This window comes from Ditibartonella apihabitans, from assembly GCF_002007485.1.
Classification (GTDB): domain Bacteria; phylum Pseudomonadota; class Alphaproteobacteria; order Rhizobiales; family Rhizobiaceae; genus Bartonella; species Bartonella apihabitans.
On record NZ_CP015820.1, the window covers coordinates 1,123,323 to 1,148,931 of the forward strand.

Annotated in this window: 24 protein-coding genes, 1 tRNA gene and 2 pseudogenes; 20 read left to right on the plus strand and 7 right to left on the minus strand. The window is 44.4% G+C overall.

Going from position 1 to position 25,609, the window contains the following annotated elements; genetic code table 11:
• Positions 1-105 precede the first annotated feature (105 nt).
• Positions 106-582: an NUDIX hydrolase gene (locus BBC0178_RS05055; protein WP_078039426.1), complete on the minus strand. Its 477-nt coding sequence runs from the start codon at positions 580-582 to the stop codon at positions 106-108.
• Positions 583-705: 123 nt separating this feature from the next.
• Positions 706-1,938, minus strand: coding sequence for a UbiH/UbiF family hydroxylase (locus BBC0178_RS05060; protein WP_078039427.1), 1,233 nt, complete (start codon positions 1,936-1,938; stop codon positions 706-708).
• A gap of 179 nt (positions 1,939-2,117) precedes the next feature.
• Here BBC0178_RS05060 and pcsA point away from each other — a divergent pair, with 179 nt between their 5' ends.
• From pcsA to BBC0178_RS05100, 6 genes and pseudogenes are all read left to right on the plus strand, one after another.
• Positions 2,118-2,885, plus strand: coding sequence for a phosphatidylcholine synthase (pcsA, locus tag BBC0178_RS05065; RefSeq protein ID WP_078039428.1), 768 nt, complete (start codon positions 2,118-2,120; stop codon positions 2,883-2,885).
• 131 nt (positions 2,886-3,016) lie between these two features.
• Positions 3,017-4,065: pseudogene (locus tag BBC0178_RS05070) on the plus strand (enoyl-CoA hydratase/isomerase family protein).
• The gene (locus tag BBC0178_RS05075; RefSeq protein ID WP_078039429.1) at positions 4,065-4,481 is read left to right on the plus strand and encodes a DUF6163 family protein; all 417 of its coding nucleotides are present in this window, start codon (positions 4,065-4,067) and stop codon (positions 4,479-4,481) included. Before BBC0178_RS05070 ends, BBC0178_RS05075 begins: the two are co-directional and overlap by 1 nt.
• Positions 4,482-4,662: 181 nt before the next feature.
• Positions 4,663-5,952: a L,D-transpeptidase family protein gene (locus tag BBC0178_RS05080; RefSeq protein ID WP_077971227.1), complete on the plus strand. Its 1,290-nt coding sequence runs from the start codon at positions 4,663-4,665 to the stop codon at positions 5,950-5,952.
• A 454-nt stretch (positions 5,953-6,406) separates the two neighbouring features.
• Positions 6,407-7,855 carry a hypothetical protein gene (locus BBC0178_RS05095; protein ID WP_078039432.1) on the plus strand — a complete coding sequence of 483 codons (1,449 nt, stop codon included), beginning with the start codon at positions 6,407-6,409 and terminating at the stop codon, positions 7,853-7,855.
• Between the two features lie 124 nt (positions 7,856-7,979).
• Positions 7,980-9,059, plus strand: coding sequence for a COX15/CtaA family protein (locus BBC0178_RS05100; RefSeq protein WP_225867969.1), 1,080 nt, complete (start codon positions 7,980-7,982; stop codon positions 9,057-9,059).
• 157 nt (positions 9,060-9,216) lie between these two features.
• On the opposite strand, the gene argC is transcribed toward BBC0178_RS05100, so the two are convergent.
• Positions 9,217-10,152 (minus strand): N-acetyl-gamma-glutamyl-phosphate reductase, encoded by a 936-nt coding sequence (gene argC / locus BBC0178_RS05105; RefSeq protein WP_078039433.1) that lies wholly within the window; start codon positions 10,150-10,152, stop codon positions 9,217-9,219.
• Positions 10,153-10,507: 355 nt separating this feature from the next.
• Between argC and glyA the strand changes: the two genes are divergently transcribed.
• From glyA to nusB, 6 genes and pseudogenes are all read left to right on the plus strand, one after another.
• On the plus strand, positions 10,508-11,815 hold the full coding sequence (gene glyA / locus BBC0178_RS05110) for a serine hydroxymethyltransferase (protein WP_077971233.1): 1,308 nt from the start codon (positions 10,508-10,510) through the stop codon (positions 11,813-11,815).
• 20 nt (positions 11,816-11,835) lie between these two features.
• Positions 11,836-12,318, plus strand: a complete 483-nt coding sequence (gene nrdR / locus BBC0178_RS05115; RefSeq protein WP_077971234.1) for a transcriptional regulator NrdR — start codon at positions 11,836-11,838, stop codon at positions 12,316-12,318.
• A complete protein-coding gene (gene ribD, locus BBC0178_RS05120) occupies positions 12,311-13,423 on the plus strand; it encodes a bifunctional diaminohydroxyphosphoribosylaminopyrimidine deaminase/5-amino-6-(5-phosphoribosylamino)uracil reductase RibD (protein WP_078039434.1) in 1,113 nt (370 codons plus the stop codon). The genes nrdR and ribD overlap by 8 nt, the downstream gene beginning before the upstream one ends.
• Positions 13,408-14,015 (plus strand): annotated as a pseudogene (locus BBC0178_RS05125) (riboflavin synthase). Before ribD ends, BBC0178_RS05125 begins: the two are co-directional and overlap by 16 nt.
• A 194-nt stretch (positions 14,016-14,209) precedes the next feature.
• Positions 14,210-14,665, plus strand: a complete 456-nt coding sequence (locus tag BBC0178_RS05130) for a 6,7-dimethyl-8-ribityllumazine synthase (protein ID WP_078039435.1) — start codon at positions 14,210-14,212, stop codon at positions 14,663-14,665.
• Entirely contained in the window at positions 14,662-15,141 is a 480-nt protein-coding gene (gene nusB / locus BBC0178_RS05135; RefSeq protein ID WP_077971240.1) for a transcription antitermination factor NusB, read from the plus strand. Before BBC0178_RS05130 ends, nusB begins: the two co-directional genes overlap by 4 nt.
• A 143-nt stretch (positions 15,142-15,284) precedes the next feature.
• On the opposite strand, the gene BBC0178_RS05140 is transcribed toward nusB, so the two are convergent.
• Positions 15,285-15,797: an outer membrane protein assembly factor BamE gene (locus tag BBC0178_RS05140; RefSeq protein WP_077971242.1), complete on the minus strand. Its 513-nt coding sequence runs from the start codon at positions 15,795-15,797 to the stop codon at positions 15,285-15,287.
• A 237-nt stretch (positions 15,798-16,034) separates the two neighbouring features.
• On the opposite strand from BBC0178_RS05140, the gene BBC0178_RS05145 reads away from it, so the two are divergent.
• The 5 genes from BBC0178_RS05145 to BBC0178_RS05165 all read left to right on the plus strand — a co-directional run bounded on the left by BBC0178_RS05145 (position 16,035) and on the right by BBC0178_RS05165 (position 19,911).
• Entirely contained in the window at positions 16,035-16,616 is a 582-nt protein-coding gene (locus tag BBC0178_RS05145; protein ID WP_225868345.1) for a YceD family protein, read from the plus strand.
• Positions 16,617-16,750: 134 nt separating this feature from the next.
• Complete coding sequence (plsX, locus tag BBC0178_RS05150; RefSeq protein WP_078039436.1) at positions 16,751-17,821, plus strand: phosphate acyltransferase PlsX; 1,071 nt, start codon at positions 16,751-16,753, stop codon at positions 17,819-17,821.
• A gap of 46 nt (positions 17,822-17,867) precedes the next feature.
• A complete protein-coding gene (locus tag BBC0178_RS05155; protein ID WP_077971248.1) occupies positions 17,868-18,842 on the plus strand; it encodes a beta-ketoacyl-ACP synthase III in 975 nt (324 codons plus the stop codon).
• Positions 18,843-18,916: 74 nt separating this feature from the next.
• Entirely contained in the window at positions 18,917-19,228 is a 312-nt protein-coding gene (locus tag BBC0178_RS05160; protein ID WP_077971250.1) for an integration host factor subunit alpha, read from the plus strand.
• Between the two features lie 176 nt (positions 19,229-19,404).
• Entirely contained in the window at positions 19,405-19,911 is a 507-nt protein-coding gene (locus BBC0178_RS05165) for a MerR family transcriptional regulator (RefSeq protein WP_077971252.1), read from the plus strand.
• Between the two features lie 962 nt (positions 19,912-20,873).
• Here BBC0178_RS05165 and BBC0178_RS05170 read toward each other — a convergent pair.
• Both BBC0178_RS05170 and cpdR read right to left on the minus strand, forming a co-directional pair.
• Positions 20,874-20,948 (minus strand) — tRNA-Val (locus BBC0178_RS05170).
• A gap of 102 nt (positions 20,949-21,050) precedes the next feature.
• The gene (gene cpdR, locus BBC0178_RS05175) at positions 21,051-21,413 is read right to left on the minus strand and encodes a cell cycle two-component system response regulator CpdR (protein WP_075870787.1); all 363 of its coding nucleotides are present in this window, start codon (positions 21,411-21,413) and stop codon (positions 21,051-21,053) included.
• A gap of 249 nt (positions 21,414-21,662) precedes the next feature.
• Here cpdR and BBC0178_RS05180 point away from each other — a divergent pair, with 249 nt between their 5' ends.
• Together BBC0178_RS05180 and hisN are read left to right on the plus strand one after the other, a co-directional pair.
• Positions 21,663-22,487 (plus strand): N-formylglutamate amidohydrolase, encoded by an 825-nt coding sequence (locus BBC0178_RS05180; protein WP_225868346.1) that lies wholly within the window; start codon positions 21,663-21,665, stop codon positions 22,485-22,487.
• A 234-nt stretch (positions 22,488-22,721) separates the two neighbouring features.
• The gene (hisN, locus tag BBC0178_RS05185; RefSeq protein WP_078039438.1) at positions 22,722-23,489 is read left to right on the plus strand and encodes a histidinol-phosphatase; all 768 of its coding nucleotides are present in this window, start codon (positions 22,722-22,724) and stop codon (positions 23,487-23,489) included.
• Here the strand turns inward: hisN and BBC0178_RS05190 are convergent.
• Entirely contained in the window at positions 23,479-24,417 is a 939-nt protein-coding gene (locus BBC0178_RS05190; protein ID WP_149867421.1) for an alpha/beta fold hydrolase, read from the minus strand. The genes hisN and BBC0178_RS05190 overlap by 11 nt on opposite strands.
• A gap of 406 nt (positions 24,418-24,823) precedes the next feature.
• Here BBC0178_RS05190 and BBC0178_RS05195 point away from each other — a divergent pair, with 406 nt between their 5' ends.
• Entirely contained in the window at positions 24,824-25,312 is a 489-nt protein-coding gene (locus BBC0178_RS05195) for an Hsp20 family protein (RefSeq protein WP_077971255.1), read from the plus strand.
• The last annotated feature ends 297 nt before the right edge of the window (positions 25,313-25,609 follow it).

Consider the following 25,609-nt stretch of genomic DNA (forward strand, 5'->3'; position numbering starts at 1 on the left):
GGGATTTGGAAATATCTGTAAATCGAGCCCTATCGAATCAATATCCGGAGAACGGGGTGGAGCTAGGCATTCAACGGCTATATGCCATGAGTCACCCGGTTGTTATCAACGCGGACGATAATCAAGAAGCAATTTTTTTAATTGGGGTTCGACGACTCGATGAGCAGCTTCCTCCGGCGTAACCCATTCGAAGATGCGTTGGCCGCGTTCCGGCCATTTTTTCTCCTGATGGGAATAGAGTACAGCGAACACATCGACACTGAAATTGCCATTTTCACCGCCAGGCATGTCAGTTTTCGTATATTGATAGGAGCCGATCGAAGCCGTCTCGGCAATACCGCGCACACCTGCTTCTTCATAGGCCTCCTGAAGGGCTGCTTGAGACAGAGTGCGCCCCGGCATTGGCCAACCTTTAGGAATAATCCAGCGACCAGTACCTCTACTTGTAATGAGCAGAAACTCGACAGCACCTTTTTGCAGGCGATAGACCAGAGCGGCCACTTGCAAAAAATGGTCACCATCGACAACGATCTTTTTGTCGGCAGCGACCAATGTACCATTTATATCTGCTGCTTGAACCATCTCGTTCCTTTTTGTGTTAGCCTCGCTGGAAGTAAAATATAAATGTCATCTGATTACAAAAACACGATATTCGCTCTATTTCTGATGGACGAACGAAAAATTTGGTTGATCGAAGACGCAATGTCAGTTTGTCAACGTCGATTTGCTCGTTGGACATAAAGCTTTTGCAATCGCGCGCAGACCGTTGCCGGGATACATCCCTTCACGCATGAAAATGTTTCGAAGAGGAGCAAAGTTTCTCAACAATTCCAAACCGGCACTCCGCACGAATTGTATAGGCAACATATCGGAAAGCAATGCTTTGTTGAGAGCGTGAACCGAACCGGTACGTACCCAAATATCGGCTTTGCGATATTTATTGTAATTTTCCATGACCCGTTGGCTGCCGGGGTCTTGTGAATCGCTTTCAATGGCTTTGACGGTATTGATGGCGTCACGAATACCGAGGTTAAGCCCTTGGGCACCAATCGGCGGAAAGACATGGGCGGCTTCACCAACCAGAATTGTTCGTTTGTCGGCAAATGCCTTCGGGACTATGCCGGATAAAGGCCAAGCTTGTGCAGGTGTAATAACAGTTACCTTTCCGAGCATCGCCTGCATTCTCTCTTCAATCGCACTCGCCAGTCCCTCAGGTCCAAGTCCAAGAATTCTGTTTGCGCGTTCGGGATTGAGAACCCATACCAGACTGGATTTTTTGCCGGGTAATGGCACTTGTGTAAACGGGCCATCTTCCGTGTGGAACTCGGTAGAAATGTTATTGTGCGGGAACTCGTGGGAAAAACTTAAGATAATGGCTGTCTGCGGATAATTCCACTGGCGGCAGTCAATCCCCGCAGCAATGCGTGCTTTCGAATTTCGCCCGTCTGCAGCAATAAGAAGACGGGCATCCACATGAGAATTGTCTTCCAGAGTGATTGTGACGTGATCATCGCTATGGACGATAGATTTCGCCGAAACATTGAGACGTTTGATCAGCTTACAGTCGGCTACAGCCTCACTGATGGCATTGTTAAGTGCAACATTCGGCATATTGTAACCGAAGGCTATCTCCCCGATTTCCGAAGAATGAAAGCTCACAACCGGACTGCGGATGAGCCTTTTTGTTCCGTCAACGATTCGCATTGTGGAAAGTGCGGCTGCCTTGTCTTTCAGGTTTTCCCAAATGCCGAGAGAATCGAGAATTTTTATTGCCGGCATCATCAATGCAGTGGTTCTGAGATCATTGCTGTTTGTTTCCGGACCGATCAGATAGGAACGATAACCTTTTTGAGCGGCTGCAAGTGCAGAAATCATTCCGGCAGGTCCAGCACCGATGACGGCAATTGTTATATTATTTTTATCTACTGGAACTACCATAGTCGGGCCTTTCTACTATATTAGCTGATAGAGCGATCTCATTGTCAATTTAACACAATATGTGGATCAATCTAGCAATTGCAATCAATTGTTTTAATTTTTGTGATCAGTGATAGAAAGGGCGTAAAAATTTATGCTGAAATGTGATAATCGCATTTGACGAGAGGGACTGGTCTGCTTTGAAAAATAAACTTGCTGGTAGAATAAAGAGTAGTGCCGAAAAACTGCGTCATAAAAAGGTAACGATGCCGCAGGCGAGGGCATTTTCGGTTCATCTTCTTACCGCATCAGGGTCGTTTCTTGCCTTTTTATCGCTGGTCGCTGCTTCCGAAAAAGAATGGACAGCAATGTTCGGTTGGCTCGGTCTGGCATTATTGGTTGATGGTATTGACGGTCCGATTGCCCGTAAGCTTCAGGTAAAATATGTCCTTCCTACGTGGTCAGGTGAACTTCTCGACAATATAATCGATTATGTCACCTATGTGCTCATACCGGCATTCGCGCTTTATCAAAGCGGTTTCATGGGGGAGGGACTGTCATTTTTGTCCGGCGCCATCATTGTGGTCTCCTCGGCTATTTATTATGCCGACACAGGTATGAAAACCAAGGAGAACTTTTTCAAAGGTTTTCCGGTTGTCTGGAATATGCTGATTTTTACGCTTTTTATTGTCAAACCGGGAGAATGGACAGCGTTCAGCATTGTTGTGATTTCCGCGATTATTTCATTCCTTCCGATTTATTTTTTGCATCCGGTGCGCGTTGTGCGCTTGCGTCCACTCAATTTGACAGTCTTTCTTATATGGTGTGCTCTCGGCATTATCGGGATTTGCTATCGGCTCGAAGCGCCGGAATGGGTGAAAATAGGCATGACAATTTCCGGCCTCTACATTTATCTCATAGGTGCTGTGATGCAAATGTTCCCCACACTTGGGAATAAAGAACGTTAAGTCAAAAAATTTACCAAATATTAATTTTTGTCTCTTGCCTTGAGCCTCAACGAAACAAGGTTGATTGATTTTACGTCCAATAATGATTTAAATAGCAAAAGCCTTTCAGTTTTCCTAAGGAGTTTTGGGCTATGCAACTTGATTTTGGTGGCGGGAACGAGGTCACGTTTTTAAAAGAAGGTCGGGCAGGGATTGTCCGTCTCGCACGCCCCAAGCTTTGAATGCATTAAGTCTTGATATGTTGCGTGCACTTGAAAAAGCCTTGCACAGTTGGGAAACAGATGACGATGTATTATGTGTCGTGGTCGAGGGAGAAGGCAGATCTTTTTGCTCAGGCGGTGATGTTGTTTATGCTTATAAGCAAGGCAAAGCAGGGCACCCTGCTTATGACTATTTTTCCTCCGAATATAAGCTCAACAGCTATATAGGACGTTTCCCAAAGCCTTATATCGCTATACTTGATGGTATTTGTATGGGCGGGGGCGCCGGTATTTCTATTCATGGCTCACACCGGATTGTGACAGAAAATACCACTTTTGCTATGCCGGAGAGTGCTATCGGTTTCTTTCCCGATGTCGGAGCAGGTGATTTTCTATCCCGTTTGAACGGGCAATTCGGAATGTATCTGGCTCTAACCGGTGCAAGATGTAAATGGGGCGATTGTTTGCAAACGGGGCTGGCTACCCACGCGGTTTCACAAGACAAGCTTGAAGATCTGCGCGCAAGTATTATTGAGCAGGGTAACCCACGCCCGGCGCTGGAACAATATGCGATTGAAGTCGATTTTGAAACAAATGCCGAGACGCGGTCACTGATTGCAGAGTGCTTCAATACCGACAAGCTTGAGGAAGGCATTAATCTCCTCAAACAAAAAGCCGATGAGGGCAACGATTTTGCCAAAGAAACTCTTGCAACGCTTCTGGCACGTTCACCGACAAGTTTGATGGTGACCTGGCGCGCGATGAAGCAATGTAAACCATTAGGGCTCGACGATTGTCTGAAGCTTGAAAACCGTGTTGCCCACCACATGATGGATAATCATGATTTTTATGAAGGTGTGCGGGCGGTATTAATAGACAAGGACAACGAACCGCATTGGCAACCGGAAAATTTGGCCGGTGTTACCGACGAGATAGTTGATTCCTATTTTCAACCGGTTGAAAAAGAATTGGATATTTAATGGATAACCAGTTACGCCAAGTAGCTAAACCAAATCTGGTATTATCATCTTATTCCATTTTTTTGCATTGTCTGGCTTTTGTTGCTCTCTTGTTTTCCATTTTTTATTGGATACGCATGGTCGGCGTATTTCCCGGAACACTATGGCGGATTGATCGCATGCCCTGGCTTTGGCAGGTGCTGACAGTCAGTTTGTCCGTTGTCTATCCGATTGCAGCTCTTGGGCTGTGGATGGGGTCTCTTTGGGGAATAATCTTATGGTTTTTTGCAGCCCTGACAGAATCTCTTGCATTTACTGTCTATAGCTCAAGCTTTATTTTTTTCCCCTCGCTTGCAGTATTCCATTTTTTGGTCGCTATACTATTTGTTATGTTTCGGGGTTTTCTTTATCTCAAAAAGAAGAAAAAGATAATCTAGTTACCCAATTTTAACGTGACAATGCCTATATCTATCAGCTAACGGAGAGTCACTTTTTTGTTAGACATGATAAAGACACAAAAATGGTTAATTCTAGGAAAAAGTGACAATTACTTCTACCAAATGCTGTTAAGCGTCAATGTCGATTTTATCGACAAGTGCATGCGTGGAAAAATCAAGAATGACAAATAAAAACATGACATCGGTCAAAAATCCTTCAATAGGCCGTAGGTTCTTTTTAAAATCTTTGGCAACTGTAACGGCTCTGTCATATGCTCCCGTTTTAGCCAAGGCAAACAACACATTGTTTGCACAATCGGGGCGTGCCCGTTGGGATGACCAGTTTGATGCAGGTCCTGCAGGGAGTACCAAAGTTGCTTCCAATCAGCCGGTATTAAGTTTTGCAACAGTTGAAGATACTCAAAAGGCGATTACGCAATATGAGGGTATTGTCAGTCGCGGCGGTTGGCAAAGAGTTCCGACAGAACAGGGAAAATTGCAAATTGGTGTAACACATCCGGCAGTAACTGCGTTGCGGCAAAGACTTGCAGCGTCGGGAGACCTTCAAAGTGGTGTGGGGATGTCTTCATCTTTCGACACCTATGTCGATGCCGCTGTAAAACGCTTTCAGGCCCGTCATGGATTGCCAGCCGATGGTGTAACGGGCGAGGCGACCTATAAATCAATGAATGTCGATGCCCAGACGCGCCTTAATCAACTTCACATCAATGTCGAGCGGTTGAAGACGAAAGTCGAAATGACAGCTCAGGAACAGCGTTTTGTAATGGTCAATATACCGGCCGCGCAAATCGAAGCCGTGGAAAATGGTGTGGTTGCACAAAGGCACACAGCTGTTGTCGGTAAAATTGATCGACAAACCCCGTTACTGGATTCAAAAATCAGCCAAATCATCCTTAATCCGTTCTGGACAGTACCGAAGTCGATTATTCGTAAAGATATTATTCCTCTGATGCAAAAAAATCCGTCCTACCTTTCGGATAACAGCATCCATATTTTTAATAATCGTGGCGAGGAAGTGCCCCCAGAAAGCATCAATTGGCATAGTGACGAGGCTGTCAGTATGATGTTCCGGCAAGATCCGGGTAAAATTAATGCCATGTCATCGACAAAGATCAATTTTGCCAATCCTTATTCGGTGTACATGCACGATACGCCCATACAAACCCTGTTCAATAGCTTGATGCGTTTTGATTCATCTGGTTGTATCCGTATTCAGAACATTCGCGATCTCAATGTGTGGATTTTGAAGAATACGCCCGGGTGGGACAGGCAACGTATGGAAGCGGTGATTGCCTCCCGACAAAATACACCGATTAATATTCCCGATCCCATACCGCTTCATTTTGTCTATATTTCCGCTTGGTCAACGGGAGAGGGGGTTGTCCAATTCCGTGACGATATTTATCACTTGGATGGCTCCTCGCAATTGGCTCTTGATACGGCCGGTTGAACTATTTTTGACAAAAACATCAAAAAACCGCCTTTATGGCGGTTTTATTTTTATTTTTTAAGGGGATAGTTACCCATTCTGTTCTATCTGGAATGCATTGTCTTTTGCATCAGTTGAACAGGAATGCCAGAACAAGCCGGAAAGAATAGAAGTTTCACACGTTTTTTGCCGCAAAACATAATATTTGTTTTGCTGATTACGGCTTTTTGTTTGTTCTCGCTTTCTTTTATTGTTTGTCAAAACCGCAGATTTACGAGGCAAAGGTAGAAGTTTCGATCAGAAAACTGGATGGCCTGGCATTGGATGACGATAACCGCAATCGGGCCATTTCAATCGTCACATCGCAGCCGGTTTTGAAGCGGACGGTCGAGCTGTTGGAAAAGCAGGAAATTCCGGTCAACCTGAAAAATTCAATTATTTTCTTTCGCTCCGTGATGATAAAAATCATCTTTTATTGGAGTTTGATGATGAAAATGCGACTCATGCCGAACTTGTATTGGCAAATTTGCTGGAAGCTATCCGCCAAGAAGTGAAGCGAGTCTATCCCAATCCCGATGTGGCACTGATTTCCACTATTCGTACACAGCGCAACAACGTTTTGAGCTCGACTTTGAACAGTTTTAGTGAAAACGCCAAACAGGGGGAGCGAGAAAAGCAAACCGACGACCTCTATTCTTCTCTCATTGTCGCAATTGGTAATCGTGTTGCCTATAATGCGTCGATTGAGGTTTTGAAAAATCTTTTGAATACCGGTCAGTCACCGCTTGTTCTCGACTTCATCGCCAATGATCCGGCAGTTTTGAAAACTACTGATGATTTGAATAAGTTGACAGCAGAAATTGCCCATATGGAAACCCAATTGGCGGGCAACCATCCCCAGATCAAAGCAATGCGGGCTGAACAGAATGCGCTAAAGTCGGAGCTTGAAGGTAATATTGACCTCTCAATCAAACGTCTCTACGCACAAGCGGATGTTGCGACAAAAGTTGAACGCGGTTTGCGCGATGAACTCAATGCGGCGAGCGGCGTTGCCAGTTCTTCCGATGACAATCGGTCGCTTGACGAACTTGAGAGAAAATTGAAGGCGATTTGGGACGACTATGATAAAACAATCGAGAAGTCCGGCCTATTGCGGGCGAGCATTTTTGTTGTTGTGAATGGTCCAATAACGGTCGAAAAACAATCTGTTTTATCGCGATATGGAAGCAGAATCTTGGGATTCGCTTTAATTGTTTTCTTGTTACTTTTGATTATTCAGACGATCATTAAAAACCGCGCTTTATTTAAAACACGCAGAAACGTGGATGGTCAATTTTCCGATCGTAAAGGAAACAGCGACGGCGGGAGCATGAACTCGGTCGCCCCGTCCTCGCCGAAAGCTGCATTGAATTTAGCTGAAACGGTTGAAAAACTCGAACAAAACCAAGCAGGATTTATTGCGGTGGTTGGCAAAAAAGCAGCAAAAACTGCCGCGCGCTTGTCGATGAAATTGAAAAAAGAGAACAATGCAATTCTTTTGGTTGATATCTCGACCAATGAAATCGGAAATCTCATCGGTCCTCATCGTGGTTTCACAGATGTATTGACAGGTGACGCAAAAATTTCGGAAGTTATCTATAACGATTATGACACGGGTGTCGATATTTTGCCTCAAGGTTTGGCCAGTCCGCTTCGTGCCAAGGATTTTTCTAAAGATATTCCGGCATTCATTTCGGCGCTCGAAAGCAGCTATTCGATTGTTATTGTTGCAATGTCGGGTGAGCCGGAATTCGGGTTGGAAGAAATATTTTCTGAAAGCGATTGCCTTGTTATTTCGTCCGGTGACAAATCCGATGGAGATCATTGGACGGAATTGTTCTTGAAATATTCTGCGCAACCGGTATTCAGGCTCATCAATAATTGATAAAAAGTGGAAACGCGACGGCTTGTCGCGGCTTGCACCCTTGTTTTCTTAAAAACATTGCTGCACCAATAGGAAAAAGAACCGGATAATCCCGGCAGATATTATTGAGTGAAAGCGTCTCGTTATGACAATGACTGCAATTGATGAAACCGTGCCTAATGCCAGACAGGCGCACAATCGCAAAATGATTAAGATATGGCTTTATGTCATATTAATTCTTTGTTTGGCAATTGTCATCGTCGGGGGTGCTACACGCCTTACCGGTTCAGGGTTGTCTATTACCGAATGGAAGCCGGTTCACGGGGTTATTCCGCCAATTGGCGAAGCAGAATGGCAAGATGAATTCGAGAAATATCAACAAATAGCCCAATATAAAGTTGTCAATCAGGGAATGACACTTTCACAATTCAAAGGTATTTTCTGGTGGGAGTGGGCTCACCGCTTATTGGCACGTCTTGTCGGTGTTGTTGCATTATTCGGACTCATCTGGTTTTGGGCGACCAAACGAATTGAAAAAACGTTTCTTCCACAATTAATCGCGGTTCCTGTCATTATCGCCATTCAGGGGGCGATTGGCTGGTGGATGGTTGCGTCCGGCCTCGGCGCCAGTGATTTGACAAGTGTCAGTCAATATCGGCTGGCGATTCATCTTGTTACGGCCTGTATTGTTGTGATCTTCGTTACTTATGTTTCTCGCGGACTTGCCGATTATAGTGATAAGCCTGCCAATCGCAGCATACAGAAATTTGCCGGTTGGCTTGTTTTTATGGTGCTTGTGCAAATTTATCTCGGAGCTCTTGTTGCAGGTCTCCATGCAGGCAAAGTTTATAATACGTGGCCATTAATGGATGGCCAGTTGGTGCCGGAAGGATTGCTCGCCGATCAGCCATCCTGGCGCAATTTTTTCGAAAATCGGTTGACAGTACAATTTGTCCATCGGTGTTTTGCTTATCTTCTGTTGTTGGCAGCGCTTGTCCATGCTCTGAAAGTCGAAAAGCTCGCATCGGGAACAACCCATGCGCGCCGTGCAATGCTGTTGCTTTTAGCCATTGTTGTTCAAGCTATTTTCGGAATCATCACGCTTTTGCTTGAAGCACCGATCAGTTGGGGATTGATACATCAGGGTGTTGCGCTATTGGTACTGGTATTTGCCGTTGCACATTGGCGCGCAACAAAAGGCGCTTATGCTGTAGAAAAAGCATGACCGGCTTGATAAAAAGTCAGACTTTCAGTGCGTTTAATCTCTCAGGAATAGCGGAATGAACGGCCGGCAAACAATCAAACAATTAAAAAAGCAAAAAAAATTAGACCGGCAATAATGGCCGGTCTTCTATTATTGATGAGCAGGAAAAACCGGATTTTTATGATTTTCCGATCATTAGGTCAAGATTTTGCACCGCTGCTCCCGAAGCGCCTTTACCGAGATTATCCAGAACGGCTGAAATATTGTAAATCCCGTCAGAATCATCACCAAATACAAATATTTTCAATTTGTCTGTATTGGCGAGCAATTCCGCGTCAAGCCGCGCCAAATTACCGGTTTCCTGTTCATTCGCAACGCTGACGAGCTTGCTATCGTGATAATGGGCTTTGAAAATAGAACGCAAAACATCGGTTGTAACGGTTTTTTGTAAAAGCGAATTGTGAATCGGAATATTGACAATCATGCCTTGGGGAAATCTTCCGACACTTGGTAGGAAAATCGGCGAATGTGAAAGTTTACCATGAACACGTATCTCCGGCACATGCTTATGCTTGAGGTTAAGCCCGTAAATGAAATAATTTGCGGTTATCTTTTCGTCACAGCTTGGGTCTTCCATTTGCGCGATCATCTTTTTTCCACCACCGGTGTAACCAGACACAGCGTTAATGGAGACTGGAAAATCTTCTCCTATAATCCCGGCTTCCCTTAATGGACGAATAATGCTTAACGCACCAGTGGGATAACATCCCGGATTGGCAACGAAACGTGCCGAGCTTATCCGTTCCGGCTGACCTTTCGTGAGTTCGGCAAAACCGTAAACCCAGTCGGGGGCAATGCGGTGTGCCGTGGAACTGTCGATGATGCGAATTTTCACATTGCCTGCAAGACTATTGACAGTGTCAATTGCTGCCTTGTCAGGAAGGCAGAGGATGGCAATATCGGCCGCATTCAATCTTTCCAAACGCGCAGCTTCATTGTGGCGGTCTTCCAGCGGAATTGACAGAATTTCGAGGTCATCTCGTGCGGCTAACCGCTTCCTGATTTGTAAGCCCGTTGTACCGTGTTCGCCATCAATAAAAACTTTTGTTTGCATTTCCTTGCACCTGATTTTCGCCGGGATTGGGGTTGTTAAAAGACTTGCACGAATGATTTTAATCTCTTCTCAAAGAACACAGCCAATCTTTTACAGAAGAGGCGGTATATTGTGCCTTACGAAGCGATAAAAATAAATTCTTTTTTGTAACCGTTTAAACGTGTTATCTGAAAAAATTATTCAAGAGGCAGTTTTAGCGGTTAATCAAGCGATCAGTAAATAATAATTGCAGATCAAATTGATTTTTCTGAGGATTTTTTTCGAATTATTGGCTATTCACGTCGAAAGCGTTTAACATAATATAACGCTGTGATAATTATTAAGCGGCTATTTTTCATTGTTAGGAATATTTCCCATGAGCGACCAAGTGGATGTGGCGCAAAAGCGCTTTTTTAACGACGATCTTAAAACAACTGATTCCGAGATCTATGATGCCATTCGCGGCGAACTTTCCCGTCAGCGTAATGAAATCGAGTTGATTGCATCGGAAAACATCGTATCGCGTGCTGTCCTTGAAGCACAAGGTTCGGTTCTAACCAACAAATATGCCGAAGGTTATCCGGGTAAGCGTTATTATGGCGGTTGCCAATATGTGGATGTGGTTGAAAATCTTGCAATTGAACGCGCAAAGAAACTGTTCGGAGCGGCTTTTGCAAATGTGCAACCGAATTCCGGTAGCCAGATGAATCAGGCGGTATTTTTCGCCCTTTTGAAGCCAGGTGATACATTTATGGGACTTGACCTCAATTCCGGTGGGCATTTGACCCATGGGTCTCCGGTCAATATGTCCGGAAAATGGTTTAATGTGGTATCTTATGGCGTTCGCAGAGATGACCAAAGAATAGATATGGACGAAGTCGCTCGTATCGCGCGCGAAAACAAGCCCAAACTTATACTTGCCGGTGGCACAGCCTATTCGCGCTTTTGGGACTGGAAACGGTTTCGCGAAATTGCGGACGAGGTTGGTGCATATCTTATGGTGGATATGGCGCACATAGCAGGCCTTGTTGCCGGAGGTGTCCATCCTTCGCCTGTTCCTTATGCCCATGTTGTCACGTCGACGACACATAAATCGCTTCGCGGACCGCGCGGTGGTATGATTTTGACGAATGATGAAGCAATTGCGAAAAAGATCAATTCGGCTGTTTTCCCGGGTATTCAGGGTGGACCGCTCATGCATGTCATTGCTGCAAAAGCTGTTGCATTCGGCGAGGCTCTGCGCCCATCGTTCAAAACTTATGCGCAAAATGTTGTCGCAAATGCGAAAACCTTATCGGCACGTCTTATTAAAAATGGTCTTGATATTGTATCCGGCGGCACCGATAACCATTTGATGCTGGTTGATTTGAGACCAAAAAATGCAACCGGTAAACGGGCAGAAAGTGCGTTAAGCCGCGCCCATATTACCTGCAACAAAAACGGAATTCCTTTCGATCCGGAAAAACCGTTTGTTACATCAGGTGTGCGGCTTGGTACACCGGCAGGAACCACACGTGGTTTTGGCGAAAAAGAATTTGATGAAATTGGTGAGCTGATTTCCGAAGTTCTTGATGGCTTGAAAGCTGCAAATTCGGATGAGGGAAATGCTGCTGTAGAAGCACATGTACGTGAAAAGGTTCAGGCATTGACCGAACGTTTCCCGCTATATCCTTATCTTGGCTGATTATTTGAACGGAGTAAAAAATGCGGTGTCCTTACTGTCAATCTGAAGATACTCAGGTAAAGGACTCGCGTCCGGCCGAAGATGGTTCGGTTATTCGCCGTCGCCGCATATGTCCCGTATGCGGCGGCCGTTTCACAACATTCGAACGTGTCCAATTACGTGAACTGATGGTCACCAAGAAGAGCGGTCGCCATGTGCCTTTTGACCGTGACAAACTTATGCGCTCTGTAGAAGTTGCCTTGCGTAAGAGAAATGTCGATCCAGAGCGTGTCGAGAGGGCAATATCAGGTATTGTCAGACAACTTGAAAGTTCGGGAGAACCCGAAATATCATCGGAACAAATAGGGCGCCTTGTCATGGAAGCGCTGAAAGGTATCGATGATATTGCCTATATCCGTTTCGCCTCCGTTTATCGCAATTTTCGCAATGCCAGTGATTTTCACGATGTAATAGACGAATTGTCGGATCGTGACGGAGAAAAAGAAAACAACAATAATGGTTGATAAAATTGCCGATTGTCGATTTATGGCTGCCGCTATCCGTCTGGCGAGTTGGCATATCGGGCAAACTGCCGAAAACCCTTCAGTCGGGGCGATTATAGTCGCTTCCGATGGTTATACGATCGTCGGACATGGGGTGACAGCAAAAGGCGGAAGGCCACATGCTGAAACGCAAGCCTTGGCAATGGCTGGCGAAAACGCACGAAATGGCACAGCTTATGTGACGCTCGAACCCTGTTCACATTACGGGAAAACACCCCCATGCGCCGATGCCCTTGTGAATGCCGGTATAAAACGTGTTGTCATTGCACGTCTTGATCCCGATAAAAGAGTGAGCGGGCGTGGTGTAAAAATATTGGAAAATGCCGGCATCATTGTTGAAACCGGTATATTGGCAGGCAAAGCCTTCGAGGGGTTGAGTGCCTATCTGACAACAAGAGAGCTATCGCGTCCAGAAGTGACGCTGAAAATGGCGATATCGGCTGATAACGGTATCGGTATTAAAGGCAAGCAAAATGTTCTGATCAGTAATGAACTATCGCGTTCGGTAAGCCACATGATGCGTGCGAAAAACGACGCAATTCTCATCGGAATTGGAACTGTTCTGGCAGACAATCCCGAACTGACCTGTCGGTTGTCAGGGTTGGAAGACCGGTCGCCGGTGCGTGTCGTGGTTGATCCGGAACTCACTATGCCTCTTGATTGCCAACTGGTGGCGACAGCAAAAACCATTCCGACATGGGTAATAAGTCGCAAGAACGGCAACGAGCAAAAAAAAATCGAACTTCAGGAAAAAGGTGTCAAACTTCTTGAATGTGATGGAAGCAAGACGACCATATCTCCCGAACAAATCCTTCGCATATTGTTTGAGAATAATATTTCAAGCGTCCTGATCGAGGGCGGTGCGATAACAGCCCGGACTTTTCTTGACCAGAAGGCGGTTGACAAGGTCGTTCTGTTCCGTTCAACAATAATGCTTGGCGATGACAGGATTTCTGCACCGGATTTCAAAAAATATCTTGCTGATTTCACGAAAATCGAACAAGCCGAATTTGGCAAAGACAATTACAGTGAATGGAGGCTCCTTCCCGAATGTTTACCGGAATAGTAACGGATATTGGCGAGCTAGCCGAAAAAGAACCTTTAAATGAAGGCTTACGGATAAAAATCCTCACCCATTACGATATAGATACAATCGATATCGGTGCTTCTATCGCCTGTTCCGGTATCTGTCTGACGGTTGTTGAAAAATCCCGTTCGGCCGTAAACAAAAATTCTTTTACTGTAGAAGCCTGGGAAGAAGCATTACGTCTTACGAATATTTCCAGATGGAAAATTGGTGGCCATATCAATCTTGAGAGGTCTTTGAAACTGGGCGATGAAATGGGCGGCCATCTTGTTTCCGGTCATGTTGACGGTTTGGCCGAGATAATGGAGATAAAAGAAGAAGGGGATGCAAGGCGTTTTCAATTGAAAGCACCGCGGGAATTTTCTCCTTTTATTGCGCGTAAAGGCTCTGTCGCATTGGACGGTACGTCGCTTACAATAAATTCGGTCGATGGTGATCTGTTCGACGTATTGGTCATACGCCACACTCTGGAAGTGACAACGTGGGGGAGCGCAAGAAAGGCGATTGCGTCAATCTTGAAATAGATCAATTGGCTCGATATGCTGCGCGCTTATCGGAGTTCCGTCGCTAGCGCTCCGGTTATTTTTCAATTCATTTACCTTGCTGTCTTCAAATGGCACTCTATTGGAGCCATTTTGAGAAAAGCCGCTTTCGCATTTTAAAAAACTGTTTTAAATGGAAGTATATTGGCTCGTTCCCATTGTTTATAATGGGCTTTGAGGGACATAGAGTGCCAACCCTATTTTTGGTTTGTAGGATCAGATTATGACAAAGAAGAACGTGAAAAAGGCTCACATACTAATCGTGGAAGCTCGTTTTTATGATGAAATTTCCGATGCATTGTTGAAAGGTGCCACGGAAACGCTCAAAGCAGCGGGAGCAGAGTTTGATGTTGTAACTGTTCCGGGAGCTTTGGAAATTCCGGCAGCCATTGCCTTTGCGGAAAAAGGCGAAAAAAACTATGATGGTTATGTCGCACTGGGGTGTGTCATCAGAGGGGAAACATATCATTTTGAAATTGTTTCCAACGAATCATGCCGCGGCATTGCGGATTTGACCGTTCGCAAGCGATTGGCTATCGGCAACGGCATCATCACAGTCGAAAATGAAAAACAGGCTTGGGCACGTGCACTGCCTGATAAAAAGAATAAAGGCGGTTTTGCCGCCGATGCAGCGCTACATATGATCGCGCTGAAACATAAGTTCGGAGTAAATCATTGAATAAAAGCCCTGCCAATAATATTAACGTGCCGCGCCGCGCGAATAAACGCGGCGCTGCACGTTTGGCTGCTGTTCAGGCGCTCTATCAGATGGATGTTGCCGGAACAGGTATTTTGGAAATTACATCGGAATATGAGACTTATCGCTTGGGACAAGAGGTCGATGGCGAGCAATATCTCGAGGCTGACCCGCAATGGTTTCGTGCCATCATAGCAGGGGTGGTGGAGGAACAACGTCAGCTTGATCCGATGATTCGTCAACATTTGCCGGAGGATTGGCCTCTATCGCGTATTGATTCTACACTGCGTGCCATATTGCGGGCAGGGGCGTGGGAAATCAAAAATCGTAAAGATGTTCCGATTGCTGTTGCAATAAATGAATATGTCGACATTGCCAAAGCTTTCTTTTCCGGGGAAGAACCGCGAATGGTCAATGCCGTTCTCGACCGCATGGCAAAAGAATTGAGACATAAATAGGTTGCAATAAACAAAAACTAAAAGCTCTATCATTCGATAGAGCTTTTTTAATTCAATCAGCACTGAGTGCAGAAATCGGCATAATGGCGCCAAACACCTCCGCCCCGCCCACAATAGTTATTGTAAACGGAATGAAGTGACTATCAACGGCCATTGGTAGGTAACTGGGGAACGCCCTTCGAGCCCTTGATCAACTGGGACAGGAATGATTGGTCATGACCACCGGTCGGGGTTGTCTTCGAAATGCTATCGAAAACTTTACCATCTTCCAGACCGTAATTGGCAATCCGTTCAACCTGCCCATTTTTGTTGAAATAAATAGCCAGAATTTTACGATCGACAATCTTCGGCTTCATAAATTGTGCACCGCGATAACGCGTTTGGGAAATGTAATAAAATACTTCATTGTCATACATTGCTGTCATCGAAGGCGAGCCAAGTGCAAGCAAAACCTGATCACGACTTGAACCGACAGGAACAGAAGCAAGTGCCGATTCGTCAAGAACATAGCCTTCATTATAGGTCTGGCTTGTGTTGAGAAAATCATGTGATTTACAGCCACCGAGTGTAATTGTTGTAGCAGCCATTAAACCGATGATTAACCCACGCTTGGCTCGGGTTGTAATGCGGACCGTGTAAAACAATGACATCTCCATCTAACGCATGGCGGGGATAAATTCTTTTTCAACCTTTTTGCCTAAACCACCTTAAAGCGGTTTGCAATAGATTGCATCGTTAGAGACTTGCAATTATTAACAATGAGTATGTAAAAAAATCGGAATAGAGCAAAGGCTTTTCTGTGACTCTCATACAAAACCATTAAAGGTATCGGGCGATATCGTTAAAGGTATCGGGAAAAATTATCGGTTGAAAAGAGACAGGACAAAATCGTTATGGATGATAATGATCAAACACACAATAATGATAATGACCATCACGTCATGAGCTTTGCCATTCACTATCCTGTCAATGTCCGTTCGCTACCGGTGAAAGGAATCCGCATCAAGATTGACGCAGATGAAAAAGAGCGGCTGAAGCTTGTGGAAAACCATGGCTTGCTGGAGGTGAAATCGTTTCGCGCCGATGTTCATATTTCTCCATGGAAGAAACGCGGCGTTCGCGTCAAAGGCAAGTTTGAAGCCGAAATAGTCCAGGCCTGTGTCGTCACACTCGAGCCTCTTCCAAAACATATAGAAGAAGAGGTGGAGTCGGTTTTTATTCCCGACGATTCCAAGCTTGTCAAATATCAAGAGCACGATAATACAAGTGAAGTTTTTGTAGATGCTGAAGGTCCTGACACGCCTGAAGTATTTCATGGTGATTCAATTGATATCGGCGCTTTTCTTGAAGAATTCTTCGAACTATCGATTGATCCTTATCCACGTAAAGAAGGCGTGGACGGAAACTATATTGAAGATATGGAAAAAGACAAAACAGAACCTTCACCTTTTGCCATTTTAAAACAACTGAAATAGCCAAGGTCGTCGAAAAAACAAATTTTATTGTTGTATAATGGCTTAAACCGGTATTTTTGGCGTTAAGTTTCACACAGCGTCGCTTTATTGCGGCATTGCTTATATATAATTCGAAACTAATAGGACATTTGAGAGTGATCAGAATTTCTGTGGATGCAATGGGCGGCGATTTTGGCCCTGAGATCACAATTGCCGGTGCAGCAATTGCGCAGAAACGTTTTCCTGAAATACGTTTTATTTTTTATGGCGTTGCGAGTGCAGTTGAACCGGTTTTGAAGCGTTATCCGGAACTTGGTTCCTGTTCAACATTCATAGCGACCGAAACTTATACCCGTATGGACGAGAAGCCTAGTCAGGCATTGCGAAACGGGCGCGGCAAGTCATCAATGTGGAAAGCGATCGAAGCTGTGAAAAATGGTGAAGCCGATGCCTGTGTATCAGCCGGTAACACCGGTGCATTGATGGCAATGTCATATTTTTGTTTGAGAATGATGGAAGAAGCCGACCGTCCCGGTATTGCAGGGGTTTGGCCGACATTGCGTGGTGAAAGTCTTGTGCTTGATATAGGTGCAACCATCGGCGCGTCGTCGGATCAACTTGTTGATCTGGCGGTCATGGGAGCCGGTATGTTTCGTGCGCTTTATAATGTCAAACGTCCGACAGTCGGTCTTCTTAATATAGGAGTGGAGGAAGTCAAAGGACTTGATGAAATCAAGCAGGCAGGCATGATGCTGCGTGAAATCGGGCTCGACGGATTGGAATATAAAGGCTTTGTAGAAGGCAATGATATAGGGAAAGGTACTGTCGACGTTGTCGTTACCGAAGGATTTTCGGGTAATATCGCTTTGAAGGCAGCCGAAGGTACAGCAAGGCAAATGGCGCAAATATTGCGTGAAGCAATGTCCAGCTCATGGCTGACAAAACTCGGTTATCTTCTGTCGATCAGTGCTTTTCGTAAGCTCAAGCAAAAAATGGATCCCGGACGTGTAAACGGCGGTGTCTTACTTGGTTTGAATGGTGTTGTTATTAAAAGTCATGGTGGAACCGATGCGGATGGGTTTGCTTCTGCTTTACGTGTAGGCTATGAAATGGTTAACAATAAACTTCTCGAGAAAATCGCAGCGGATTTGAGGCATTTTCACGATAAAAAACCCGAACTTCTCAATCATGGTGACCATGCGGGCCATGGTGCGGAGCATATATAACGCATTGAAAATTAATTATTGATTCGCTGGTTAAGGATAGAACTGAATGATTCGATCTGCCATATGTGGCATAGGAAGTGCGCTGCCTAAAAAGAAAATGTTGAACAGCGAGCTCGAGGGGATTGTCGAGACATCCGATGCATGGATCGTTCAACGGACGGGAATCCGCCAGCGTTATATTGCCGGAAAAGATGAAACGACCGTTTCTCTTGGAGCGGCTGCCGCACAAGCTGCTCTTGATAATGCCGGACTTACTGTCGCCGATATCGACTGCATTATTCTGGCAACAGCAACACCTAACCATACTTTTCCCGCTTCGGCGGTGGAAATACAGAATGCGTTGGGAATGTCGCACGGCTTTGCGTTCGATGTTCAGGCAGTCTGTTCAGGCTTCATTTTTGCAATGACAACTGCCGATCTTTATTTGAAAGGCGGCATGGCCAAGCGAATTCTTGTCATTGGTGCGGAAACCTTCTCGCGTATTCTTGATTGGAACGACCGTTCGACATGTGTGCTTTTCGGGGACGGCGCGGGCGCTGTTGTTCTCGAAGCTGTCGAGAACCAGAGTGGCAATAACAGTGATCGTGGTATTCTTGCCTGTAAACAACGTTCAGACGGTGCATTTGTCGACAAGCTTTACGTGGATGGTGGCCCTTCGACCACGCAAACCACAGGGCATTTGCGAATGGAAGGTCGAGAAGTATTCAAACATGCTGTCGGGATGATTACCGACGTTGTGGATGATTGCTTTTCTGCAACCGGAATATCGCCTTCCGAGCTTGACTGGTTTGTACCTCATCAAGCCAATAAACGTATTATCGACGCATCGGCCAAAAAACTTGGTATCGCTGATGAAAAAGTTGTGATCACCGTTGATCAGCATGGCAATACTTCGGCCGCGTCTGTGCCTTTGGCGCTTGCGGTAGCGGTTAAAGATGGTAGAATAAAAAAAGGTGATCTGGTCATGCTGGAGGCAATGGGCGGCGGATTCACATGGGGAGCTATTCTTATCCGTTGGTAGTGCCAAGACAACTTGACCGATAATATGTTTAACGTATAAGTTTTTTATACTTCAATTATAAGAAGGCGATTGTTATGGCTGGTAATACAGTGACGCGCGCGGATTTAGCAGATGCAGTTTGCAGAAAAGTTGGCCTGTCACGCACAGAGTCGGCTTCATTGGTTGAAATGATCCTTAATGAAGTTTGCGATGCAATTGTCAAAGGCGAGACGGTAAAATTATCGTCGTTTGCAACTTTTCATGTTCGTAACAAGACAGAACGTATTGGTCGCAATCCGAAGACAGGTGAAGAAGTGCCGATTTCCCCCCGTCGCGTTATGACATTCAAGGCATCGAATGTTTTGAAGAAAAAAATTCTCGACGGTCATCGGTCCAAAAAATCGTAAAATTACCTATATATATTTAGGCAGAGCAAAAAGACCGATATTCGACAGCTGTGGCAGGAGCCAATGGCCGATTGTTTATTTGCATATGCCGGAGTTTTGTGAAAATTGAAGTAGCATTGCGGTAACTGTCAATTACCAGAAAGTTCGAGGTTGTTATATTCGGAAAAGGCCAAAAAATGGATAAAAGTCCAGATGCTTTTCGTACAATCAGCGAAGTTGCTGAAGCGTTGGATCTACCTCAACACGTTCTAAGGTTTTGGGAAACACGTTTTTCCCAGATCAAGCCGTTAAAACGTGGGGGCGGGCGGCGTTATTACCGGCCAGCCGATGTGGATTTGCTGAAAGGAATTCGGCAACTTCTTTATGAACAAGGTTACACAATAAAAGGTGCACAGCGCCTATTGAAAGAGAATGGCATAGCCTTTGTAATTGCGTTGGGCAATGGAGACGTTGCTGCAATTGATGCAATTACGAGGAAGAAAAAAGCTGAAGAGGAAGCCGAAAACACACCGCTACCAGCAAAACAACCGCAATCCAGAGGCCTGTTCAGCTTCATGAAATCCGATTCCGACACTGAAGTGGGCGGAAGCAATATCGGAAAAGGCAAGGATAACAAAACCTTGCTTCAGGAAGCTTTGTTTGAATTGATCGAATGCAAAAGAGTTCTTGATCGCGCTCGTTAAGCTCTCGATTGGTGCTGAAAAATATAATTTTAAATTCGTGGCCGGGATTGATTGTCATTTGAGAGTGAACAGCATTCACTATGTCCGTGATTTGTCAGGGCATAATATACGCAACAGGCCACGACAATCGGAATAGTTCTTAACGATGACTGATATTTCTTGAATCCATTTCGTTTAATTCTGCGCGTTTCAAGTGGACAAAAATTCGTCAGTATAAAGCGGCTTCGTTTTGAATACGGTACAGGCGAGGGCGGGTTTTTATTGCAGTTTCGGTCATTTATGCGAATTTTTGATCAAGAAATTTTGTAGCCTGCCGATATCAAAGTCATAGGATGTTTTCTTTTAATACCACTCCTTTCCTATAGTTGAATGGAACTAAAACCTCACGGGAAAGAGGTTAACACCATCTGGTCCCGAGAGAAGCTTATTCCGGACGCAACTATTAAATGGAGCGCCGTTTTATGTTCAGGCAGCTTTTTACGTGCTATTTCCTGTGAGATATCTGAACGATTTTGGAAATCAGATTAACTTCGTGATTATTGGCTTCACCAGAGCTTATGGCGATTGAATTGTCATAATTACAACTTTGCCTTCAGTTTGGATAAAAGTTTTTTGCTTCAACGCGAATAGCCAATTGAATTTTTGTCTTTCTCGGCAATTCCACTCATAAATTTTTTAAAAAAGCAGAGGCACTCGTCACGTGGGGAATCAAAAAACCGAATATGCAGCCGATTTAATGATTCCCGATTTCAGAAACGCATAGCTTCTGAACAATTGTCATGTGATTGACATGGCATGAACCAGAAACGATTAAATGGCCTAATTAATAGAGTGCGATATGAAGAGGGGATAAAAGCTTGTTTGCTTCAACAAAGAGGTAACTCGTAGCCGTTCTATGACGATAAGCAACAAACGGAAAAACAAATTTTTTAAGCAAGAAAACGGATTAATTGAAAAACAGATGGTGGGCGTGACAGGGATTGAACCTGTGACCCCTACAATGTCAATGTAGTGCTCTCCCTCTGAGCTACACGCCCATCTGACGCTGTTGCATACACCACAACAAAACGGTGAGGTCAATGCCTTTTTATAAAAAATCGCTTATAAATCGGGAAATTGTGGATTTTTAAAAATATCTTTTAAGCTGCGATAAGCATCTTTTCGACTTCGGAAACGAGTTCACGCAAATGGAATGGCTTGGACAGAACCTTTGCATCTCTTGGTGTATTGCTGTCGGAGTTGAGTGCTACAGCAGCAAATCCGGTGATAAACATTACCCGCAAATCCGGATCAATTTCGGTTGCACGGCGAGCGAGCTCTATACCATCCATTTCCGGCATCACGATATCGGTCAATAAAAGTGAGAACGGTTCTTCCTGAAGCCGTTCATAGGCGCTTGCACCGTTATCAAAATCGGTAACTTCGTAACCGGCCCGTTCCAGAGCTTTTGCTAAAAATCGACGCATATCATTATCGTCTTCGGCAAGCAAAATTCGTTTCATAATAATGTCCAGCAGTTGTTTATTCGATTTGGAACCTTATCTCACTCTTACTCATACAATAAATTAGATTGGTAAAAAAGCGGTAAAGGCATGTTGAATGGACTTTGTTTCTTATAATGGTTAATTGCCGGTTGCGAATGCCATAAAAACTGGTTTACCTTTTATGAAACAAACAAAAAATGGGCAGGCTATTAATATGAATGCAAACGGCGTGACAGCATTTCAATATTTGAACCGGCTGAACTGCGTGTGCCGTTTTTGTTCAATTCACCTCATTCTGGCAGGTTTTATCCGGAAAGCTTTCTGGAACAATCCGTGCTCGACAATTTTACGATCCGGATGTCGGAAGATTGTTTCGTCGATTTGCTTTTCGGGAAAGTTGTAGGGCTTGGTGCCGCGCTTATGGCAGCAAATTACCCACGGTCTTTTATCGATGTCAATCGTGACCAATACGAGCTTGATCCTGATATGTTTTTCGAACCCATGCCGGATTATGTTCCAAATCCGTCGACACGTGTTATGGCAGGCTTGGGGACTATACCAAAAAACGTAGCGAGTGATTTACCGATATATAACGGGCGAATCCATCTGGAAGATGCTTTGAAACGTATTGATAGTCTATATGTTCCCTATCATAAGCATCTTGAATCAACGCTCAATTCAATGCGGAAACGGTTCGGTTTTGCAGTTCTTATAGATTGCCACTCAATGCCTGGAAAACTGAAGTTTTTTAACGGTGGCGAACAACCGGATTTTATTTTGGGCGATCAATATGGGCAATCCTGCACCAATGCGTTTGTTGAATATACCGCCGAGCTTTTAAGAGAAAAGGGATATAATGTCAGTCTCAACCGGCCGTATTCGGGCGGTTTTATTACTGCCCATTACGGAAAACCCGCCGAAAATATCCATGCTCTTCAAATTGAAATCAATAGAAGTCTCTATCTCGACGAAATTACACTTGAAGCGAACCATAATTTCGCTTCACTGCAAAATGATCTCACTTCTTTGTCGGCTGATCTTATGGCATTTCCGGAACAGGAATTCACGCTTTGCAAAATAGCTGCCGAATAGTGTGATTATTGTTAGACAAGACAAATCGGTCACTTTTCTGACGGAACGTAAATTGGCCGGAAAGATAAAGCCAATCGAAGATTTCTATCATATATTGGAAATGCGAGAACATTTTGCGGTGGCGAGCACGTATCAGGCAGTGATTGTCTTTTTATGAAAAAGCAGTTTAAATGAGCTCTATCCGGTTCGACCTGATAATAAACAATCGAGAGTAATCATGAGTGATCTTCCGGGATTCGAATTTTTTCAAAAATCGCTAAAATAGTAGAGGAGACGTCTCTACCTTTTTTTCGACATACGCTTTCAATTGATAATAAAGACAAAAGTGGTTTCGACCCCGTAACAATTGCTGATCGCAAAACAGAAATTGCCTTACGTGAATTTATCCATCAGCAATGTCCTGATGATGGAATCGCGGGTGAGGAATTTCCCGCTTTGAATGGGCTTAACGACCATATATGGGTCGTCGACCCGATAGACGGGACGCGGTCTTTCATTACGGGAATGCCCGTTTGGGGCAGTCTTGTAGGATTGAAAAAAGCTGGCAAAGCAGTAGCAGGGATGATGACACAACCTTTCACAAGCGAACTTTATTACAGTTCCGGAAAGGGAAGTTATCTTTATACAAATTATGATGGCCAGCACCGGAAGCTTTACACAAGCTCGTGCAAATTGCTTGCTGAAGCGACAATTTTTACAACTGATCCCGAGCTTTTCAAAGGGGGAGACAAAGCACGTTTTTCGGAACTCCGCTCAAAAGCACGCTTAACGCGTTACAGTGCGGATTGTTATGCATTTGCCATGCTTGCCGCGGGTTTTGTTGATCTGGTCGTTGAAACAGAACTGAAACCTTATGATATTATGGCACTCATTCCGATTATCGAACAGGCTGGCGGCGTCATCAAGCAGTGGAATGGTGAAAAGGCGGAGGATGCCGGAAATATCGTGGCAGCAGCTACACCGGAATTATGCGATGCAGCTCTATCAATCCTCAATAATTGATATCATAGGCCTTGGTGCCCGGAATAAACGTGTCGAATAGTGCCCAGAACTGCTTTTTAGAATTGTCTGCCCCATTCAGGATGTCGTGCCCGGCACCAAAAAGGGTCATTATGTCGGCGAGCCTGACATTGTTGCTAAAACGAAGCAATTTCTGAGTATTGATCAGTTTATCATTATGCCCCAGAACAAAAATCGTCGGGAAACGCAAATCGTTTTTGTTTAAGCGGGCCTTTGCAAAATTTACTGTTTCAAGAACCCTGGCAAGCCAGCGCCTGTCAGGTAAAGGAATATTTTGCGAGTTTTTTAGCCGATCAATTTCAGAATTCGTTCCTTTTGTCGGACCGCTAATGTTTGAAAATAGTGATTTAGCTCGTGGCAGTTTCAAGCGGCCAAGACCAAAATCGGTCATGAGGCTGGTGAGTTTGCTTTGGAAACTGCCGGTCGTGTACCCCAATGGAGTGAAAAGCGGTGAAAGACCTATAAAGCGTTGGCACTGGTTGTTGATGATATCGAGTGCGGAAATTGCGATAAGGCATCCCATATCATAAGCCAGAAAATAGTAAGGAGGTGGGCAATCGGGATAAACAATCTTTTGCAGAAATTCGTCAAGATCACCTATGTGCTGATTGATATCGAAGGTTAATCTGGAAATTTTCTTATTCCCTGTTTCAGGAACAGATTCACCCTGCCCATACCAATCAAAGGACGCATAAGAGAAGCCACGTGCCGATAGCTCGTAAAACAATTCTCCATATCTTTCACAACTATCTTCCATCCCCTGAAGAAAAATCAGAGTGCCTTTTTTGTAGTTGTGTTTTTGTACTTTCGAAACAATGCGCAAGTGTCTTTTGTCCGAAGTTTCCATCAAGGACGTGTGGAGAAAGTAAATTCCATTCTTGTCGCTTGGCATTGTCAGGAGCGTGTCCAATTCTACTATCTCACCTTGTTGTCTCGCTATAGCCTTTGTCCATTTAGTCCGCAAAATTTAAAAAACATTTCCGACTTTTTACCTCATCGGAATGTATCACAAAAACATAACTTGCTCCTGCTTGGAACGGGTAAAATTACAAAATTCCGATTTCGGGAAAATGAATGAAAGAGAACCTTAAGCGAGAGGAGCGTAATGAAAAAAACCTTCTACGCCCGACTTGGGATTGGCGTCTATTTGCGGATGTTAAATTTTGAACAATTTTTAGCCAATGTCTTGAAAGTCGACTAATTAATAACCAGATAAGCTTTGCGATCGCCGATACGGGGTCGTTGGTTATATTGATCTGCCTTTTTGGAGATTGCCGTAACCAAACAAATCGTCGCTCTGAAGGAGGGCAATTATTATGCGTCAAGTAGATTTTTCACCATTATATCGTTCAACTGTCGGTTTTGACCGTTTATTCAATATGTTTGATACGATGACACAACCGGAGAGTGTTCAAGCTTATCCTCCGTATAATATCGAACGGTTGAGCGAGAATTCCTATCGGATTTCCATGGCGGTGGCCGGATTTTCCGAAGATGAAATTGATATTGAAGCACAAAGCCATCAACTCACTGTAAAGGGTGAGAAATCACATGAAGAAGAAAATGATGAAGGTGATTTTCTCTATCGCGGAATTGCTTCGCGGTCCTTTGAACGTCGCTTCCAATTAGCTGATCACGTTGAAGTGGTTGGCGCACAGCTTCAAAATGGTTTGCTTCATATTGAATTGAAACGGGAAATTCCCGAAGAAATGAAGCCGCGTAAAATAGCGGTGCAGACTCCAAAAGCTTCTAACACTAACAAGCGTGTTCAAAAACATGATGTGGAAGTTGAAGCAGCGGAATAATTATTCCTGAATGTTGACTTCGGAAAGCGTGTTGGTCTGTCAATGACAGGCCTCACGCTTTTTTATTATCGATTTTTGTCTGAAATGAATGTACCGGAATGAATTTTTGCTCTACTCAAACCTTGAATTTTAGTCGACAATAATTGAAGCGCGTTTTTAAAACCACTATTCCAATCTTTATCCGGAGAGGCACTTCGCCTGCCACAGACTCTCGGGGATTTTTAAAGGAGAGGAAGCCTTTTTCTTCCAGCTAAAAAATAAATGAAACGAAATATCATAATTAAAATAATAAAAATA

What these genes read in the sequence shown, in the direction of transcription:
- BBC0178_RS05165 (WP_077971252.1), top strand. Translation starts at nt 19,405, where the DNA reads ATGGATAAAAGTCCAGATGCTTTTCGTACAATCAGCGAAGTTGCTGAA.
- BBC0178_RS05075 (WP_078039429.1), top strand. Translation starts at nt 4,065, where the DNA reads ATGGATAACCAGTTACGCCAAGTAGCTAAACCAAATCTGGTATTATCA.
- BBC0178_RS05195 (WP_077971255.1), top strand. Translation starts at nt 24,824, where the DNA reads ATGCGTCAAGTAGATTTTTCACCATTATATCGTTCAACTGTCGGTTTT.
- ribD (WP_078039434.1), top strand. Translation starts at nt 12,311, where the DNA reads ATGGTTGATAAAATTGCCGATTGTCGATTTATGGCTGCCGCTATCCGT.
- BBC0178_RS05060 (WP_078039427.1), bottom strand. Translation starts at nt 1,938, where the DNA reads ATGGTAGTTCCAGTAGATAAAAATAATATAACAATTGCCGTCATCGGT.
- nrdR (WP_077971234.1), top strand. Translation starts at nt 11,836, where the DNA reads ATGCGGTGTCCTTACTGTCAATCTGAAGATACTCAGGTAAAGGACTCG.
- BBC0178_RS05055 (WP_078039426.1), bottom strand. Translation starts at nt 582, where the DNA reads ATGGTTCAAGCAGCAGATATAAATGGTACATTGGTCGCTGCCGACAAA.
- cpdR (WP_075870787.1), bottom strand. Translation starts at nt 21,413, where the DNA reads ATGAAACGAATTTTGCTTGCCGAAGACGATAATGATATGCGTCGATTT.
- BBC0178_RS05100 (WP_225867969.1), top strand. Translation starts at nt 7,980, where the DNA reads ATGACAATGACTGCAATTGATGAAACCGTGCCTAATGCCAGACAGGCG.
- BBC0178_RS05080 (WP_077971227.1), top strand. Translation starts at nt 4,663, where the DNA reads ATGACAAATAAAAACATGACATCGGTCAAAAATCCTTCAATAGGCCGT.
- BBC0178_RS05130 (WP_078039435.1), top strand. Translation starts at nt 14,210, where the DNA reads ATGACAAAGAAGAACGTGAAAAAGGCTCACATACTAATCGTGGAAGCT.
- BBC0178_RS05160 (WP_077971250.1), top strand. Translation starts at nt 18,917, where the DNA reads ATGGCTGGTAATACAGTGACGCGCGCGGATTTAGCAGATGCAGTTTGC.
- argC (WP_078039433.1), bottom strand. Translation starts at nt 10,152, where the DNA reads ATGCAAACAAAAGTTTTTATTGATGGCGAACACGGTACAACGGGCTTA.
- BBC0178_RS05145 (WP_225868345.1), top strand. Translation starts at nt 16,035, where the DNA reads ATGGATGATAATGATCAAACACACAATAATGATAATGACCATCACGTC.
- BBC0178_RS05140 (WP_077971242.1), bottom strand. Translation starts at nt 15,797, where the DNA reads ATGGAGATGTCATTGTTTTACACGGTCCGCATTACAACCCGAGCCAAG.
- BBC0178_RS05155 (WP_077971248.1), top strand. Translation starts at nt 17,868, where the DNA reads ATGATTCGATCTGCCATATGTGGCATAGGAAGTGCGCTGCCTAAAAAG.
- glyA (WP_077971233.1), top strand. Translation starts at nt 10,508, where the DNA reads ATGAGCGACCAAGTGGATGTGGCGCAAAAGCGCTTTTTTAACGACGAT.